The sequence below is a fragment of the Streptomyces sp. CBMA152 genome, assembly GCF_014596475.1.
Taxonomy (GTDB): domain Bacteria; phylum Actinomycetota; class Actinomycetes; order Streptomycetales; family Streptomycetaceae; genus Streptomyces.
Genome location: NZ_MECJ01000028.1, coordinates 52,693 through 69,345, shown reverse-complemented (window position 1 = coordinate 69,345; position 16,653 = coordinate 52,693). Strand labels below are relative to the sequence as shown.

Here is a 16,653-nt window from a genome sequence, read left to right as displayed (position 1 = left end):
GGGGCCGCCGCTGGCGGCGGAACCCACCGCTTACGAGCCCTCACGCATCATGACGGGAACCACGGTTGTCAGTGGTCCCCGTTAGCCTCTCTGGGGTGCCCATCCTCACCGACCCCGAGGAGCTCAAAGAGCTCCTCGGCATCCCGTTCACCCCGGAGCAGACGGCGTGCATCACCGCCCCGCCCGCCCCGCAGGTCGTCGTGGCCGGAGCAGGGTCCGGGAAGACCACCGTGATGGCGGCCCGGGTGGTCTGGCTGGTCGGCACCGGACAGGTCGCCCCCGAGCAGGTCCTCGGGCTCACCTTCACCAACAAGGCCGCGGGCGAGCTCGCCGAACGCGTGCGTACGGCCCTGGTCCGCGCGGGCATCACCGACCCCGACGTGATCGACCCGGACAACCCCCCGGGCGAGCCCCGCATCTCCACGTACCACGCCTTCGCGGGCCAGCTCCTCGCCGACCACGGCCTGCGCATAGGGCTCGAACCCACCTCGCGGCTGCTCGCCGACGCCACCCGCTACCAGCTCGCCGCGCGCGTGCTGCGCGAGGCCCCCGGCCCCTACCCCGCGCTGACCAAGTCCTTCGCCTCCCTGGTCAGCGATCTGCTGGCGCTGGACGCGGAGCTCGCCGAGCACCTCGTACGACCGGACGCGCTGCGGACGTACGACCGTGAGCTGCTGCGCGCGCTGGAGGGCGCGAAGCTCAGCAACGCCGATCTGCGCAAGGTGCCCGAGGCGGCCGAGGGAAGGCTGGAACTCCTCGACCTCACTGTCCGTTACCGGGATGCCAAGAAAAGCCGTGACCTCCTCGACTTCGGTGACCAGATCGCCCTCTCCGCCGAGCTGGCCCTGACCCGCCCCGAAGTCGGCGCGATCCTGCGCGACGAGTTCCGCGTCGTGCTGCTCGACGAGTACCAGGACACCTCGGTCGCCCAGCGCCGTCTGCTCGCCGCCCTGTTCGGAGAAGGCACGGGACACGCCGTGACCGCCGTCGGCGACCCCTGCCAGGCCATCTACGGCTGGCGCGGCGCCTCCGTGGCCAACCTCGACGACTTCCCGCGCCACTTCGCGTACGCGGACGGCCGCCCCGCCACCCGCCACTCGCTCAGCGAGAACCGCCGCAGCGGCGGCCGCCTCCTGGACCTCGCCAACTCGCTGGCCGCCCCCCTGCGCGCGATGCACGCGGGCGTCGAGGCGCTGCGCCCCGCCCCGGGCGCCGAGCGCGACGGCACCGTGCGCATCGCCCTGCTCGACACCCACCAGGAGGAGATCGACTGGCTCGCGGACTCCCTCGCGCATCTCGTACGCACCGGCAAGGAGCCCGGCGAGATCGCCGTCCTGTGCCGGACGGCGGGCGACTTCCCGCAGATCCAGGGCGCGCTCGTCGCGCGCGACATCCCGGTCGAGGTCGTCGGCCTGTCCGGGCTGCTCCACCTCCCCGAGGTCGCCGACCTGGTGGCCGTCTGCGAGGTTCTTCAGGACCCGGGCGCCAACGCCTCGCTCGTCCGCGTCCTGACCGGCCCCCGCTGGCGCATCGGCCCCCGTGACCTCGCCCTGCTCGGCCGTCGGGCCCGCCGTCTGGTCAGCCGGGACAGGGCCGGGTCCCACGACCTGGACCAGCGCCTCGCGGACGCCGTCGAAGGCGTCGACCCGGCCGAGGTGATCTCCCTCGCCGACGCCCTCGACACCTTCCTGGAGGCGGCCGACGGCGAGGACGACGGGCTGCCGTTCTCCGCCGACGCGCGCGTGCGCTTCGCCCGGCTCGCCGCAGAGCTGCGCGATCTGCGCCGCTCGCTCGCCGATCCGCTCATGGACGTACTCCACCGCGTCCTCACCGTGACCGGCCTGGAGGTCGAGCTCTCCGCCTCGCCGCACGCGCTGGCGGCCCGCCGCCGCGAGACCCTCGCCAACTTCCTCGACATAGCGGCCGGGTTCGCCGCGCTCGACGGCGAGGCCTCGCTCCTCGCCTTCCTCGGCTTCCTGCGCACCGCCGCCCAGTACGAGAAGGGCCTGGACAACGCCCTGCCCGGCGGCGAGAACACGGTGAAGGTGCTCACCGCCCACAAGTCCAAAGGACTTGAGTGGGACGTGGTCGCCGTCCCGGGCCTGGTCACCGGAACCTTCCCGTCCACCCAGCCGCGCGACGCCTGGACCGCCCAGGCCAAGGTCCTGCCGCACGCGCTGCGCGGCGACGCCCCGACGCTGCCGGGCACCCCGGAGTGGGACGCCAAGGGCCTCAAGGCGTTCAAGGAGGAGCTGAAGGAGCACCAGCACACGGAAGAACTGCGCCTGGGCTACGTCACGTTCACCCGCCCGCGCTCGCTGCTCCTCGGCTCGGGTCACTGGTGGGGCCCCAGCCAGAAGAAGAGGCGCGGCCCGTCCGAGTTCCTGCATGCCCTGTACGCCCACTGTGAGGCCGGCCACGGCGAGATCGAGGTGTGGGCCGACGAACCGGCCGAGGACGCCGAGAACCCCGCCCTGGGCGAGTCCGCCGCCACGCAAGCGTGGCCGCTCCCCCTCGACCCCACGTCCCTGGCACGCAGGCGTGCCGCGGCCGAGACGGTCCTGGCGTATCTCGACGCGGAGGGAACGACCGGCGCGGACTCGCACTACGCGCGAGAGGAGCGGGAGTTCGCGCACGAGGAACACGTGTACGTGGACGGCGCCTACGAAGGCGACGTCTACGAGGACAGCGTCTACGAAGACGACGCCCACGCGGACGGCGCCTACGAAGGCGATCCCTTTCCGCCGGACGACCTCGCCGACCTCGACTTCCCGCCGGACGACGGCACGGGCGCCTTCGACGACCTGTCCGCCCTGGCGGACGACTGGGACGGCCTCCCGACCCAGCGCCCGGCCCCACCGCAGCCCCCCACACACAGCCACGCACCTCACGCGGCCCCGCCGCAGGCCCGCCCGCGCGCCGACGTGCCCGTGCAGCACAGCCGCGCCGACGCCGACCCCCCGTACGCGCTCACCCCCGAGGAGCGCCGCGCCATCGCCTCCTGGGACCGCGACCTGGAGGCGCTCACCACCGAGCTCCGCCGCTCCCGCGCCGCCACCCGTGACGTCCCCGTGCCGTCCTCGCTCACCGCCTCCGAGCTGCTGCGGCTCGCCGCCGACCCCGACGGTTTCGCCCAGGACCTGGCCCGTCCCATGCCGAAGCCGCCGCAGCCCGCGGCCCGCCGGGGCACCCGGTTCCACGCCTGGGTGGAGTCCCGGTTCGAGGAGCTGCCGCTGCCCATGCTCGGCCCCGACGAGCTCCCCGGCGGCGACGACACCGACGCCGACATCGCCGACGAGCGCGATCTGGCCGCCCTCAAGGAGGCCTTCGAGCGCTCCCCGTACGCGCGACGCACCCCGCTCCGCACCGAAGCGCCGGTCCAGCTCACGCTCGCGGGCCGGGTGATCCGCGGCCGTATCGACGCGGTGTACGCGGGCGAGGCCCCCGACACGTACGAGATCGTCGACTGGAAGACCGGCCGCGGCGCCACCGGCGACCCGCTCCAGCTCGCCGTCTACCGCCTCGCCTGGGCCGAGCAGCACGGTGTCCCGCTCGCATCCGTCACCGCCGCCTTCCTGTACGTACGTACAGGGGAGACCGTGCGTCCGGCCCGTCTGCCTGGCCGCGCGGAACTGGAACGGATCCTGCTCGGCGAGGGCGAGCACGCGCGCGAACGCGGCGCGGAGGACGGCCACGCGCGCGAGGCGGCCGCTCTCGCGTCCCCGCGGGGCCGGGCCGGGGCACCGGCGGACATGCCACCACCAGCGGCCGGATAGGCTCAATGGCATGAGCGAGACCCCGGACAGCGCCGTCCAGACCGCAGTCGACGCGACCGTACGCGCGTACATCGAGCAGCACCGCGCCGCCTTCCTCGACGACCTCGCCGAGTGGCTGCGGATCCCGTCCGTGTCGGCCCAGCCCGAACACGACGCCGACGTACGACGCAGCGCCGACTGGCTCGCCGCCAAGCTCAAGGAGACCGGCTTCCCGGTCGCCGAGGTCCTCGAAACCCCGGGCGCCCCGGCCGTCTACGCCGAGTGGCCCTCCGGCGACCCCGAGGCGCCCACCGTGCTCGTCTACGGCCACCACGACGTGCAGCCCGCCGCGCGCGAGGACGGCTGGCACACCGAGCCGTTCGAGCCGGAGCTGCGGGACGGCCGCCTGTACGGGCGTGGCGCGGCGGACGACAAGGGCCAGGTGTTCTTCCACACCCTGGGCGTCCGCGCGCATCTGGCCGCCACCGGCCGCACCGCTCCCGCCGTCAACCTGAAGTTGCTGATCGAGGGCGAGGAGGAGTCCGGTTCGCCGAACTTCCGCGCCCTCGTCGAGGCGCACGCGGACCGGCTCGCCGCCGACGCCGTGATCGTCTCCGACACCGGCATGTGGTCGCAGAACACACCTACGGTGTGTACGGGGATGCGCGGCCTCGCCGAGTGCGAGATCCGGCTGTACGGGCCGGACCAGGACATCCACTCCGGCTCCTTCGGCGGCGCCGTGCCCAACCCGGCCACCGCCGTCGCCCGCCTGGTCGCGGCGCTGCACGACGCCCACGCGCGCGTCACCGTGCCCGGCTTCTACGACGGCATCGCCGAACTGACCGACGCCGAGCGGCAGCTCGTGGCCGAGCTGCCCTTCGACGAGGAGGAGTGGCTGCGGACCGCCAAGTCGCGCGCGCCCCACGGTGAAGCCGGATACTCCACGCTCGAACGCGTCTGGGCCCGGCCGACCGCCGAGGTCAACGGCATCGGCGGCGGTTACCAGGGCCCCGGCGGCAAGACGATCATCCCGTCGTCGGCGATGGTGAAGCTGTCCTTCCGGCTGGTCGCCGGGCAGGACCCGGACCGCATCGAGAAGCTGGTCACGGAGTGGGTCGCCACCCAGGTCCCGGACGGCATCCGGCACGAGATCGCCTTCAGCGCGGGCACGCGCCCGTGCCTGACACCGCTGGACCACCCGGCCCTGCAGTCGGTCGTACGGGCCATGGGCCGCGCCTTCGGGCAGAAGATCCGCTTCACGCGTGAGGGCGGCTCGGGCCCGGCCGCCGACCTCCAGGACGTGCTCGGCGCGCCGGTCCTCTTCCTGGGGATCTCCGTCCCGTCCGACGGCTGGCACGCGCCCAACGAGAAGGTCGAGATCGACCTCCTGCTCAAGGGCGTCGAGACCACCGCCCACCTGTGGGGCGACCTCGCGTCCGTACGCACGTGAACCACCAGGTCTCACGACCTGGTGGCCGCGCGGTCCACGGCCCGCGCCGGAGCACCACCGCTGAACGAACACCGCTGAACCCATCCACCCGGGGGAGTTGGAAGCACCTGTGAGCACCACCAGCACCACCAGCAGTGACGCCACCGCGGACCGGCCGATCGGGCTCACCACGCCCATCAGCCTCACCGAGCCCAGCGACATCGACCGCGCGGCGCACCACCGCCTGGACGAGGCCTGGCTGGCGGCGGCCTGGAGCCACCCGTCGACCAGGGTCTTCGTGGTCTCCGGCGGGCAGGTACTGATCGACGACACCGCCGACGGCCGCACGGAACTCGTGATGACCCCGGCCTTCGAAGCCCCGGTCACCGAGACCCACCGCTACTTCCTGGGCACCGACGACGACGGCGTCAGCTACTTCGCGCTGCAGAAGGACTCCCTGCCGGGCCGCATGGACCAGTCCGCGCGCGCGGCCGGGCTGCGCGAGGCGGGGCTGCTGCTCTCGCCCCGCGATGCGGGCCTGATGGTCCACGCGGTCGCCCTGGAGAACTGGCAGCGGCTGCACCGTTTCTGCTCGCGCTGCGGCGAGCGCACCGTCATTGCGGCCGCCGGCCACATCCGGCGCTGCCAGGCGTGCGGCGCCGAGCACTACCCGCGTACCGACCCGGCCGTGATCATGCTGGTCACGGACGAGGAGGACCGCGCGCTGCTCGGCCGCCAGGTGCACTGGCCGGAGGGCCGCTTCTCGACGCTCGCGGGCTTCGTCGAGCCCGGCGAGTCCATCGAGCAGTCGGTACGCCGCGAGGTCTTCGAGGAGGCGGGCGTCACGGTCGGCGAGGTCGAGTACGTCGCCAGCCAGCCCTGGCCGTTCCCGTCCAGCCTGATGCTCGGCTTCATGGCGCACGCCACATCGTCCGAGATCAACGTGGACGGCGAGGAGATCCACGAGGCCCGCTGGTTCTCCCGCGAGGACCTGCGCGCCGCCTTCGAGTCCGGCGAGGTGCTGCCCCCGTTCGGCATCTCGATCGCGGCCCGGCTCATCGAGCTCTGGTACGGCAAGCCCCTGCCGAAGCCCACGCACTGAGGCCCGGCACAGTCCGCACGCGAAAGGCCCCCACCTGCGCGGTGGGGGCCTTTCGCGCGTGCGCGTCAACCGCGTCAAGGCAGACGCGGGACGGCGACATCAGGGCGGATCAGACGCCGACCTTCTGCTTGACCTGGGCGAGCGACGGGTTCGTCAGGGTCGAGCCGTCGGCGAAGAGCACGGTCGGAACCGTCTGGTTGCCACCGTTCGCCTTCTCGACGAAAGCCGCCGACTCCGGGTCCTGCTCGATGTTGATCTCGTTGTACGCGATGCCCTCGCGGTCCATCTGGCTCTTCAGCCGGCGGCAGTAGCCGCACCACGTGGTGCTGTACATCGTCACAGTGCCCGGCATGCTCTCGCACTCCTCATGTTCGGCTGGATGGGGGAACGCCAAGGGCTTGAACGTACGCGATCTGGTCGCCATTCCCGCATTAGTACGATGAATCTCACCCCCTGTGGACAACGCGTCCCGTCCGCCTCCGCCGACCTGGCAGCATGGTCGGGTGACAGCAGCAACGCGCTCCTCCCTCTTCCCACAGGTCCCCGACTCGGCGGACGCGGTGCTCGACGGGCTCGACCCCGAGCAGCGCGAGGTCGCGACGGCCCTGCAGGGACCGGTGTGCGTGCTGGCAGGAGCCGGCACGGGCAAGACGCGCGCGATCACCCACCGGATCGCGTACGGAGTGCGGGCCGGAATACTGCACCCCGGCAGTGTGCTGGCCGTCACCTTCACCAACCGCGCCGCGGGCGAGATGCGCGGCCGGCTCCGCCAGCTCGGCGCGGGCGGCGTCCAGGCCCGCACCTTCCACTCCGCCGCCCTGCGCCAGCTCCAGTACTTCTGGCCCAAGGCCGTCGGCGGCGAGCTGCCCCGGCTCGTCGAGCGGAAGATCCAGCTGGTCGCCGAGGCGGGCGCCCGCTGCCGCGTCCGGCTCGACCGCAACGAACTGCGCGATGTCACCAGCGAGATCGAATGGGCGAAGGTCACCCAGACCGTCCCCGCCGACTACCCGGCCGCGGTCGCCAAATCCCTGCGCGACGCCCCGCGCGACCCCGCCGAGATCTCCCAGATCTACGCGACCTACGAAGAGCTCAAGCGCGACCGCGGGGTGATCGACTTCGAGGATGTGCTGCTCCTCACAGTCGGCGTCCTCCAGGACCGCCACGACATCGCCGAGCAGATCCGCAGCCAGTACCAGCACTTCGTGGTCGACGAATACCAGGACGTCAGCCCCCTCCAGCAGCGCCTCCTGGAACTGTGGCTCGGCGACCGGGACAACCTCTGCGTCGTCGGCGACGCCAGCCAGACGATCTACTCGTTCACCGGCGCCACCCCCGACCACCTGCTGAACTTCCGCACCCGCCACCCCAACGCGACGGTCGTCAAGCTCGTCCGGGACTACCGGTCGACACCCCAGGTCGTCCACCTCGCCAACGGCCTGCTCGGCCAGGCGCGCGGCCGCGCCGCCGAACACCGCCTGGAGCTCGTCTCCCAGCGCGAGCCCGGCCCCGATCCGCACTACACGGAGTACGCGGACGAGCCCGCCGAGGCCGAGGGCACGGCCCGGCGCATCCGCGACCTCATCGCCTCCGGGATCTCCGCCGGCGAGATCGCCGTGCTCTACCGGATCAACGCCCAGTCGGAGATCTACGAACAGGCCCTGGCCGACGCGGGCGTGCCGTACCAGCTGCGCGGCGCCGAGCGGTTCTTCGAACGGCCGGAAGTACGGGAGGCGGGCGTGGCCCTGCGCGGCGCCGCCCGCGCGGGCGGCAACGACTCGCTGCTCGACGACGCCGTCGACCTGCCGTCCCAGGTGCGCGCCGTCCTCGGCACCAAGGGCTGGACCTCCCAGCCCCCGGCCGGTTCGGGCGCGGTGCGCGACCGCTGGGAATCGCTGGCGGCGCTGGTCCGGCTGGCGGAGGACTTCGCGCGTGCCAAGACCGGCGCGACCCTCTCCGACCTGGTCGCCGAGCTCGACGAACGCGCCGCCGCCCAGCACGCGCCGACCGTCGAGGGCGTCACCCTTGCCTCCCTGCACGCCGCCAAGGGCCTGGAGTGGGACGCGGTCTTCCTGGTCGGCCTCACCGAGGGCATGATGCCGATCACTTACGCGAAGACCGACGAGCAGGTCGAGGAGGAGCGGCGCCTGCTGTACGTGGGCGTCACCAGAGCCCGGGTGCACCTGACGCTGTCCTGGTCGCTCTCGCGGGCCCCGGGCGGACGCCCCTCACGACGCCCCAGCCGCTTCCTGAACGGCCTGCGGCCGGGCTCCGCAGGGCTCGGCGCCCGGTCGACGGCGGGCGGCGGGACGGCCGGCGTCGAGCGCGGCCCCGCCCGCAAGCGGACCCGGCGCGGCCCGGTCCTGTGCCGGGTGTGCGGCAAGACGCTCACCGAAGCCGGCGAGATGAAGCTGATGCGCTGCGAGGACTGCCCCTCCGACATGGACGAAGGCCTGTACGAGCGGCTGCGCGACTGGCGGTCCGGCCAGGCCGGCCGGCTGGGGCAGCCGCCGTACTGCGTGTTCACCGACAAGACGCTGATGGCGATCGCCGAGGCCGTGCCGTCCACCGGCGGGGAGCTCGCGGTGATCTCCGGCGTCGGCGCCCGCAAGCTGGACCGGTTCGGCACCGATGTCCTGGCCATCTGTGCAGGTCAGGAGGTTGTGGGAGACGGCGAGGAAGGTTCCTGAAAACTCGTCGGAAAAATAGTTTGCGCCCGCCCCAGGAATCCCCATAGGTTCTTAACCACGGAAACAGTGGCTTCTCAGAGGCCCTGCGGCCGTGTTCTACTTGCTGTACTTATCCGAATACGCATGGGATCAAGGCCCCCGGGCCGAGCTCCCCGAGACGCCGAGAGGAGGCGAGACCAGTGATCAGCTTCATGAACTTCACCAGCTTCAGCACCGCCAAAATGACCGATCGCTCGGTCGTCGTCACCTGCCCGCTCGGCTCTTCCTTCCAGGGCACCGGTCTGTCCACCGGCGTCTCCGGTCTGCTCGGCCTCTCGGTCGTCATTCCGTCCTCCCTGGCGAAGCTCCCCGTGCGTAATGGCAATGAGCGACCGACCCAGGCACCGGAAGCAGTAGTGGCGAAGGAGCAGGCCCAGGCCTATGCCTTCGCAGCGGCCGGTGCCGGAGCCGAGAAGCAGACGACGCAGCACCACACGATGTGGGCCTTCCGTGGGCTCGAACCCTGGAGTGATCCAGCCTGATCCAGGATCAGGCAGGCGCCTTCAGGGCCGCGGAACCCCACCAGGGATCCGCGGCCCTTCTGTTTGTCCCCGAACGGGGACGACAGCGCGAAGGGGCCTCGGTACCAGCCGAAACCCGGCCGACCGGCCGGACCGACAACAAGACGAGGAAGAAAAACACCGTGCAACTCGAAGCGCACGCCCCGTCCGTACCGCCCGCCCAGACGATCCCCCCGCCCGGTCTCACGGAGGACCCCGCCTTGACTCCCCTCACCGCGCTCACCGCGCTCGACGACGCCATCGAGAACCTCGGCGTACCCGTCCCCTGCCGCTCGTACGACCCGGAGGTCTTCTTCGCCGAGTCCCCGGCAGACGTCGAGTACGCCAAGTCCCTCTGCGCCACCTGCCCGCTGGTCGAGGCCTGCCTCGCCGGCGCCAAGGAGCGGCGCGAGCCGTGGGGCGTCTGGGGTGGCGAGCTCTTCGTCCAGGGCGTGGTCGTGGCCCGCAAGCGGCCGCGTGGCCGCCCGCGCAAGAACCCGGTCGCCGCATGAACCGCCCGGGAACCATCGACCGCCCCCTCACGAACGACCCCCAGAAGCAGGCCCCGATGACGACGTCCGCCACTGAGCCCATGGGCTCCGCGACCCCAGACTTCACCACCACCGGCGCGAACGCCTCGCGTCAGAACAGGACCCTCGAAATGCAACTCATGCCAGAAGCCCTGGCCCGTGCCCATATGCACGAGCGCCTGCGGGAAGCCGAGGTCGAGCGACAGGCCCTGCGCCTGCTCGCCGCCCGGCGGATGCAGCGCCGCGCCGAGCGCGTGTCGCTGCGTGCCCGCCGCGCCCTGGCCATGGCCGTCATGCAGTAACGGCCGTACCACCGGGCAGCGCAAGCAGTAACGAATCAGCCCGCGGGGGCCGGTCCGAACGGACCGGCCCCCGCGGTGCGTTGTGTCCGCGCAACCACCGGCCGCGGCGGTATCGTCACGAAATGGACGACCCGACTCAGCCGGTTGCCGAGACCGTTGTGTGCTCGCGCTGCGGCACCCCCGCCGAGAGCACTCCGCCGACCTGGACCTACTCCGTCGAGAACGGCACCCGTCTCTACTTCTGCGACACATGCGCACGCGCCAACATCAGGGCGATCGAGAGCCGACTCGACTCCGTGTGGTGGTGAACGGGGGGGTGGGGCCCTCCCCCTCCCCCCCCGCCCCACCCCTCCCCAACCCCCGCCCCGCGCGCACCCCGCAGCCCGGCCTGGCCCCCGGCCCTATGCCCCAGCGGGCTGCTCGTTCTCCTCGCCGTCCAGCTCGTCCAAGTCCTCGGGCATGTCGGGCAGGAACCCGGGAACCCATTCCTCCAGCTCGTCCCGCAGTCGCACTGTCGCGTCCAGCTGGCACAGCACGCCGATGGTGGAGAGCGTGACCCGGTGTATCAGGAGATACGAGGGCGGCAGGTTGAGCTGCTTGCCCAGTTGGTGGGCGGGGGAGCGGGGGTCGGCGATCCTGGCTGCCTGGCCGCGCATCCAGGATCGGGTGAAGGTGAACTCCTCGGCCTGTGCGGGCTCGATGATCGGCAGCAGATAGTCGAGTACCGCGTCCGGGTCGAGGTCTATCGACTCCTTGACGAAGCCTTCTTCGCGCAGCAGCCGGTAGACCGCTTCCGCGTCACCTTCCAGGGTCATCCGCAGGGAGTCGCCGATCGTCTGCGGCAGCCCGCCCGGCAGTCGGTCGACCGTTCCGAAGTCCAGCACCCCCAGTCGGCACTCGCCGCCCTCCTTCTCGGGCGGCAGCAGTCGGAAGTTGCCCGGATGCGGGTCCGCGTGCAGCAGTCCGGTCCGGGCGGGGCCCGAGAAGAGGAATCTCGCCAGCAGCTGGCCCGCCCGGTCGCGCTGCTCGGGTGTCCCGTCGGCGATCACCTCGGAGAGCGGCGTGCCGTCGATCCACTCCGTCACCAGCACCTGATCGCGCTGGTGGACCACATCGGGCACCACCACATCCGGGTCGTCGGCGAACTCCGCCGCGTGCTCCCGCTGGGCCCGTGCCTCCAGTTCGTAGTCCAGCTCCTCGGAGACCCGGTCGCGCAGCTCGGAGATGAGCGGCTTGATGTCCATCCCGGGAATCAGGGGTCCGAGCAGTCGGGCGAACCGGCTGAGCTGGGTGAGGTCCGAGAGCAGTGCTTCGCCGGCGCCCGGGTACTGGACCTTGACCGCGACTTCGCGGCCGTCGTGCCAGACGGCCCGGTGTACCTGGCCGATCGACGCGGCGGCGGCCGGCTTCTCCTCGAACTCCAGGAACAACTCCCGCCAGTTCGGCCCGAGCCGTTCCGCGAGTACGGCGTGCACCGTGCGGGTCGGCATGGGCGGGGCCGCTTCCTGGAGCTTGGTCAGCGCCGCCCGGTAGGGCCCGGCGACCTCTTCGGGCAGTGCCGATTCGAAGACGGACATGGCCTGTCCGAACTTCATCGCCCCGCCCTTCAGTTCGCCCAGGACCTTGAAGAGCTGTTCGGCGGTGCGCTGTTGCAGCTCCCGGCCGACGATCTCCGCGGACTTGCCGCCGATTCTCTTGCCCAGCCCCCAGGTGGCACGGCCGGCGAAGCCAAGTGGCAGCGCGGCCAACTTGGCGGTCCGGGTGACCGCCTTCCGGGGAAGATCAGACATACGCCCCTCCAATTCCCAGCCGGCCGTGCCGCGGGTGCCTTGCGGCAGTGCGTCGTTGACAGCGGTTACCGGGCCATTGTGTCCTGCGGCTGCTCGCCCCCCGAGGCGTCCTCCCCTTCAGTGTTCCCGCCGGCGCCGCAGGAGCAGTCGAGGCGCGCCCCGACGCGCTCGGGGCGCCAGCCGAGCAGCGGCAGCGATGTCTCCCATCGCGTGCCCGTACTCGCCGGGAGGTCGCCGTCGAGGAAGGCCAGCGCATGGGCTGCCGCCAGGCCGGCGACCGCTGTCGCGAGCGCGATGTCGCAGGCCGGTACGGCCCCCTCACGGCGGCCCGAGCGCCACTGCGCCAGCATCCGGGGCCAGCCCGGGTCGTGCTCGGCGCGGGCGAGCGCAAGGCACCCCGCGCACCCGGTGCCGCCGGGCAGGACCAGCGGGCCCACCAGGCCCGTCGTCTCCACAACTCCCGCGTACAGGTGGGGGATTCCCGCCGTCAGCCACTCCTCGGCGGCGGCCGGGTCCGGTGCGTACACCTCAAGGCCGTCTCTCGGGGCCACCACGATCAGTGAGAGGCCGGGCGGGTCGGTGCCCTCGACGGCGCGGGGCGGGCGGCCCGGCGCGGCGCTCCGCACCAGCCGCTTCGCCGCCGGGGTTCGCCGCTCGCCGACCGCTTCCTCGGGCAGGGCGCCGGGCGCGACGTCCCACGGCCGGACCGTCCCGCCGTCCAGCACGTCGACCCGGCCCACCCCCGCCGCGGCGAGCACGGAGGCGATCGTCGCCCCGACGCGGCCCGCGCCGCGCACCTGGACCCGTAAGGACCGGCGGGCGGCCAGTCGTCGTGCGCCGCCGCCGGGTTCCCGGTGGACCAGGGAGAGCGAGGCGAGGTCGGATCTGGTCCGGTCGAAGGCGTCGGTCCGTTCGCGCAGTGCGTCGGCCGCCGGGCCCCCGGCCGTCGGATCGTCGAGCACGCCTGCGGTCGTCAACCGCTCGACCATCGCGTCCACTTGGCCGGGCGACAGATCCAGGGCTCTGGCTTCCTCGTACAGCAGGGGCAGTCCGCGTGTGCCGTCGAGGAGGCCGAGGAAGCTTCCCGTCGCCGTGTCCACCGGCGACACCACGACCGCCCGTGCGGGGGTGACCCCGAACTGCACGGTGTTCCGGTTCCGCCATGCCCGGCGCAGTGCCGGTTTCACCATCGGATGCATGTCAACCCCCGTTGTCCTGCCTTGTCGTGTGTTGTCCGGACCGGGCCGGGTCGGCCACGCGGCAGGCCAGGTCTCCGTCCGGTCACGATTTTTCGTGTGATCCGTTGCCAGAATGACCGCTGCGGCGGGCGGGCGGGAGAAGTTATCCACAGGGGCGGGGTATTAGTCGTTCAAATGGTGCACGCCCGGAATGGATCATGGGCCAACCCTTCCGGAGGCGGGACTTCCCCCACTGACAGCGGGTAACGTCGGGGCGTGCCCGCCGACCCACTGCAGAGTGCCGGAAGCCCGCCACGCAGTCCGACAAGTCCGCCGCCCCGCGGTCATGCGACGAGCGCGGTCGAGGTGCGCAGAAGCGCCCGGCGCAGCAGGACGGTCTCGGCGTACCGCGAGGGCGACCGCACCATCGTCCTGATTCCGGCCCGGATGTCCGAGGCCGAGGAGCAGCGCTGGGTGAGCGTGATGCTCGACAAGCTCGCCGCCCAGGAGAGCAAGCGGATGCTCGGCGACGCGGAACTGACCGAGCGCGCCGAGCGGTTGTCGGACCTGTACTTCGACGGCCGGGCCCGTCCGGCGTCGGTGCGCTGGGTGACCAACCAGAACACCCGCTGGGGCTCGTGCACTCCGGCGGAGGGCAGCATCCGTCTCTCGCACCGGCTGCAGGGGATGCCCGAGTACGTACTGGACTATGTGCTCGTGCATGAACTGGCGCATCTGTTGGTGCCGGGGCACGGCCCGCGGTTCTGGCGGCTCCTGGAGGCGTACCCCCGGACCGAGCGTGCGCGCGGATACCTCGAAGGAGTGGTCGCGGCCGACCGGCTTCCGTATCTGCCCGCCGCCCGCGGTGAGTGATCTCCCCGGTTGTGTACCGAACGCGTACCGGACCCCCATCGGTTTGGCCGGTTGTCGCAGGCAGCCGCTAGCCTGGCGCGACCAATCACACTCGGGATGGGGGACGGTCGTTACGCATGGCCAGGGAATTCCAACGCGGCCACAAGGCCAGGATCAGTGATCTGACGGCAGGGACGGATCTGTATGTGGGCGTGCAGATCGCCGCCCCCGGACTGTCCTTCGACATCAGCTGCTTCGGCCTCGACGCGAACGAGCAGCTCTCCGACGACCGGTACTTCGTCTTCTTCAACCAGCCCAAGTCGCCCGAGGAGTCCATTCAGCTGCTCGGCGCGCAGGCCGGTGACACCGAGTCGTTCCGCGTCACCCTGGACCGCGTCCCGGCCCACATCCAGAAGCTCTCCTTCACCGCGACGATCGACGGCGCAGGCCAGATGTCGCAGGTCGGACCGGGGTACATCCGGGTCGTCGCCGGTGGCGAGGAGGTCGCGAGATACGCGTTCACGGGCGCCGAGTTCTCCACCGAACGCGCCGTCATGCTGGGCGACTTCTACCTGAAGGACGTCTGGCGGTTCGCGGCCGTGGGCCAGGGCTTCGACGGCGGTCTTGAGGCGCTGCTGAAGAACTTCGGCGGCGAGGTCGCCGAGGAGGAGCCCGAGGCGGCGCAGCAGCCGCAGGGCGCGACTCCGGGCTTCGCCCCGCCCGCGCAGGCGGCCGCTCCCGCGCAGCCCGCCCCCGCACCGCAGTTCGGCGCCCCGGCGGCCCCGCCGCAGCCCCAAGCCCCGCAGCCGTCCCCGCAGTTCGGCGCGCCGGCCCCGGCTCCCGCGCAGCGCTACACGCCCCCGCGGGGGGCCACGCCGCCCCCCGCTCCCGCGCCCAGCCCGCAGATCCACGCGGCGCCGACCATCGCCGCGCCGATGACGTTTCCGCCGGGCACCGTCCCGCCCCCGGCCCCGCCCGCCCCGTACGGACAGCCCCACCAGCCCTCGTACGGGCAGGTCCCGGGCCAGTACCCCGGCCAGGTCCCGCCGCCCGGCGCGCCCGCCCCGTACGGCCAGCCCGCTCCCTACGGGCAGCAGCCCGGCTTCCCGCAGGGGATGCCGCAGGCCGGCGGTGGGCTCGCGGGGGCCATGCAGCTGTACAAGGAAGTGCCCACCGGGCAGCGCTGGGCCTCGCAGAACAAGCAGCTCGTCCGCGTCGACCTGGGCATGGGCGGCACTCCGGTGCTGGCCCGCCAGGGCAGCATGGTGATGTACCAGGGCAAGGTCGACTTCGGCTACAAGGGCGCCGGTTTCGCCGGACGGCTCGTCGGCCACGCCACCGGCCAGGAGATGCAGCTGATGCGCTGCAGCGGCCGCGGCCAGGTCTTCCTCGCCGAGAACAGCGCCTATCTGCACCCCATCGAGCTCCAGGGCGACGGCATCTGTGTCTCCGCCGACCACGTCCTCGCGTTCGACGAGTCCCTTCAGTACGAAGTGCGCCGCATCGAGGGCCACGGGCTGCCCGGCGGCGCGCTGTTCACGATGCAGTTCCAGGGCACCGGAACGATCGTGGTCATGACCCACGGCACTCCGGTCGTCCTGCCGGTCACCCCGACCACGTTCGCCGACAGCGACGCGATCGTGGCCTGGTCGTCCGCCTCGCAGGTGATCGTCTCCAGCCAGGTCAGGCTGCGCCGCAACGCCTATCCGGGCCACAGCGGCGAGTCCGTCAACCTGCAGTTCCGGGGCGCACCCGGGAACTTCATCGTCGTCCAGCCGTACGAGGTCTGAGGGAGCCCGGCCAATGAACCAGCAACTCGCGGGCTATGCCCCCACACCCGTCGCCGCCCGGATGGAGAACCACGGCAGCGCCATGCTCAAGGTGGCCATGGCCACCGGGCAGGACCTCTTCGCGCGCGTGGGCTCGATGGTCGCCTACGAAGGCTTCGTCCAGTACGAGCCGAACCCGCCCGCCGTACGCCAGATCGCCCGCGACTGGATCACCGGCGAGGGCGCCCCGCTGATGAAGTGCACCGGCGACGGGCTGCTCTACCTCGCCGACTACGGGGCCAACGTCGTCGTCATCCACCTGAACAACGACGCGCTCTCCGTCAACGGCACCAATGTGCTGGCCTTCGACGCGAGCCTGCAGTGGGGCGTCGAGCGGGTCAAGGGCCTCGCCAAGTTCGCCGGCCAGGGCCTGTTCAACGTGAAGATCTCCGGCACCGGCTGGGTCGCGCTCACCTCGCGCGGCACGCCCGTCGTCGTCGACTGCGGCAGCGGCGAGGACGAGACGTACGTCGACCCGGACGCCCTCGTCGCCTGGTCCCCGAACCTCAAGGTCAAGGGCAAGCGCAGCTTCAAGGCGTCCTCGCTGATCGGCCGGGGCAGCGGAGAGGCGTACCAGATGGCGTTCTCGGGCCAGGGCATCGTCGTCGTACAGCCGAGTGAGGACAGCACCGACCGCCTGCGGGCCCGGGGCTGAGGGGA

The 16,653-nt window shown here is 71.9% G+C and carries 14 protein-coding genes; 11 read left to right on the top strand and 3 right to left on the bottom strand.

Annotation, left to right across the window (positions count from 1 at the left end; genetic code table 11):
* The first annotated feature begins 65 nt into the window (after window positions 1-65).
* The 3 genes from BG418_RS23825 to nudC all read left to right on the top strand — a co-directional run bounded on the left by BG418_RS23825 (window position 66) and on the right by nudC (window position 6,286).
* A complete protein-coding gene (locus tag BG418_RS23825; protein ID WP_188276016.1) occupies window positions 66-3,776 on the top strand; it encodes an ATP-dependent DNA helicase in 3,711 nt (1,236 codons plus the stop codon).
* A 10-nt stretch (window positions 3,777-3,786) separates the two neighbouring features.
* Window positions 3,787-5,205, top strand: coding sequence for a dipeptidase (locus tag BG418_RS23820; RefSeq protein WP_188276015.1), 1,419 nt, complete (start codon window positions 3,787-3,789; stop codon window positions 5,203-5,205).
* A 97-nt stretch (window positions 5,206-5,302) separates the two neighbouring features.
* On the top strand, window positions 5,303-6,286 hold the full coding sequence (gene nudC / locus BG418_RS23815) for an NAD(+) diphosphatase (protein ID WP_188276014.1): 984 nt from the start codon (window positions 5,303-5,305) through the stop codon (window positions 6,284-6,286).
* A gap of 109 nt (window positions 6,287-6,395) precedes the next feature.
* On the opposite strand, the gene BG418_RS23810 is transcribed toward nudC, so the two are convergent.
* Window positions 6,396-6,638, bottom strand: coding sequence for a mycoredoxin (locus tag BG418_RS23810; RefSeq protein WP_188276013.1), 243 nt, complete (start codon window positions 6,636-6,638; stop codon window positions 6,396-6,398).
* Window positions 6,639-6,789: 151 nt separating this feature from the next.
* Here BG418_RS23810 and BG418_RS23805 point away from each other — a divergent pair, with 151 nt between their 5' ends.
* From BG418_RS23805 to BG418_RS23785, 5 genes are all read left to right on the top strand, one after another.
* Window positions 6,790-8,973, top strand: a complete 2,184-nt coding sequence (locus BG418_RS23805; RefSeq protein WP_188276012.1) for an ATP-dependent DNA helicase UvrD2 — start codon at window positions 6,790-6,792, stop codon at window positions 8,971-8,973.
* Window positions 8,974-9,152: 179 nt separating this feature from the next.
* Window positions 9,153-9,494, top strand: coding sequence for a hypothetical protein (locus BG418_RS23800; RefSeq protein ID WP_399000005.1), 342 nt, complete (start codon window positions 9,153-9,155; stop codon window positions 9,492-9,494).
* Between the two features lie 161 nt (window positions 9,495-9,655).
* Entirely contained in the window at window positions 9,656-10,024 is a 369-nt protein-coding gene (locus BG418_RS23795; RefSeq protein WP_188276011.1) for a WhiB family transcriptional regulator, read from the top strand.
* A complete protein-coding gene (locus BG418_RS23790; protein WP_188276010.1) occupies window positions 10,021-10,344 on the top strand; it encodes a hypothetical protein in 324 nt (107 codons plus the stop codon). Before BG418_RS23795 ends, BG418_RS23790 begins: the two co-directional genes overlap by 4 nt.
* A 122-nt stretch (window positions 10,345-10,466) precedes the next feature.
* A complete protein-coding gene (locus BG418_RS23785) occupies window positions 10,467-10,652 on the top strand; it encodes a hypothetical protein (RefSeq protein ID WP_188276009.1) in 186 nt (61 codons plus the stop codon).
* A gap of 93 nt (window positions 10,653-10,745) precedes the next feature.
* Here BG418_RS23785 and BG418_RS23780 read toward each other — a convergent pair whose 3' ends face one another.
* Window positions 10,746-12,134, bottom strand: coding sequence for an AarF/ABC1/UbiB kinase family protein (locus BG418_RS23780; RefSeq protein ID WP_188276008.1), 1,389 nt, complete (start codon window positions 12,132-12,134; stop codon window positions 10,746-10,748).
* A 65-nt stretch (window positions 12,135-12,199) separates the two neighbouring features.
* Window positions 12,200-13,333 (bottom strand): ThiF family adenylyltransferase, encoded by a 1,134-nt coding sequence (locus tag BG418_RS23775; protein WP_188276007.1) that lies wholly within the window; start codon window positions 13,331-13,333, stop codon window positions 12,200-12,202.
* A 255-nt stretch (window positions 13,334-13,588) separates the two neighbouring features.
* On the opposite strand from BG418_RS23775, the gene BG418_RS23770 reads away from it, so the two are divergent.
* The 3 genes from BG418_RS23770 to BG418_RS23760 all read left to right on the top strand — a co-directional run bounded on the left by BG418_RS23770 (window position 13,589) and on the right by BG418_RS23760 (window position 16,648).
* The gene (locus BG418_RS23770) at window positions 13,589-14,185 is read left to right on the top strand and encodes a M48 family metallopeptidase (protein ID WP_188276006.1); all 597 of its coding nucleotides are present in this window, start codon (window positions 13,589-13,591) and stop codon (window positions 14,183-14,185) included.
* A gap of 116 nt (window positions 14,186-14,301) precedes the next feature.
* Entirely contained in the window at window positions 14,302-15,954 is a 1,653-nt protein-coding gene (locus BG418_RS23765) for a TerD family protein (protein WP_188276005.1), read from the top strand.
* A gap of 13 nt (window positions 15,955-15,967) precedes the next feature.
* Window positions 15,968-16,648, top strand: coding sequence for an AIM24 family protein (locus BG418_RS23760; RefSeq protein WP_188276004.1), 681 nt, complete (start codon window positions 15,968-15,970; stop codon window positions 16,646-16,648).
* Window positions 16,649-16,653 lie beyond the last annotated feature (5 nt).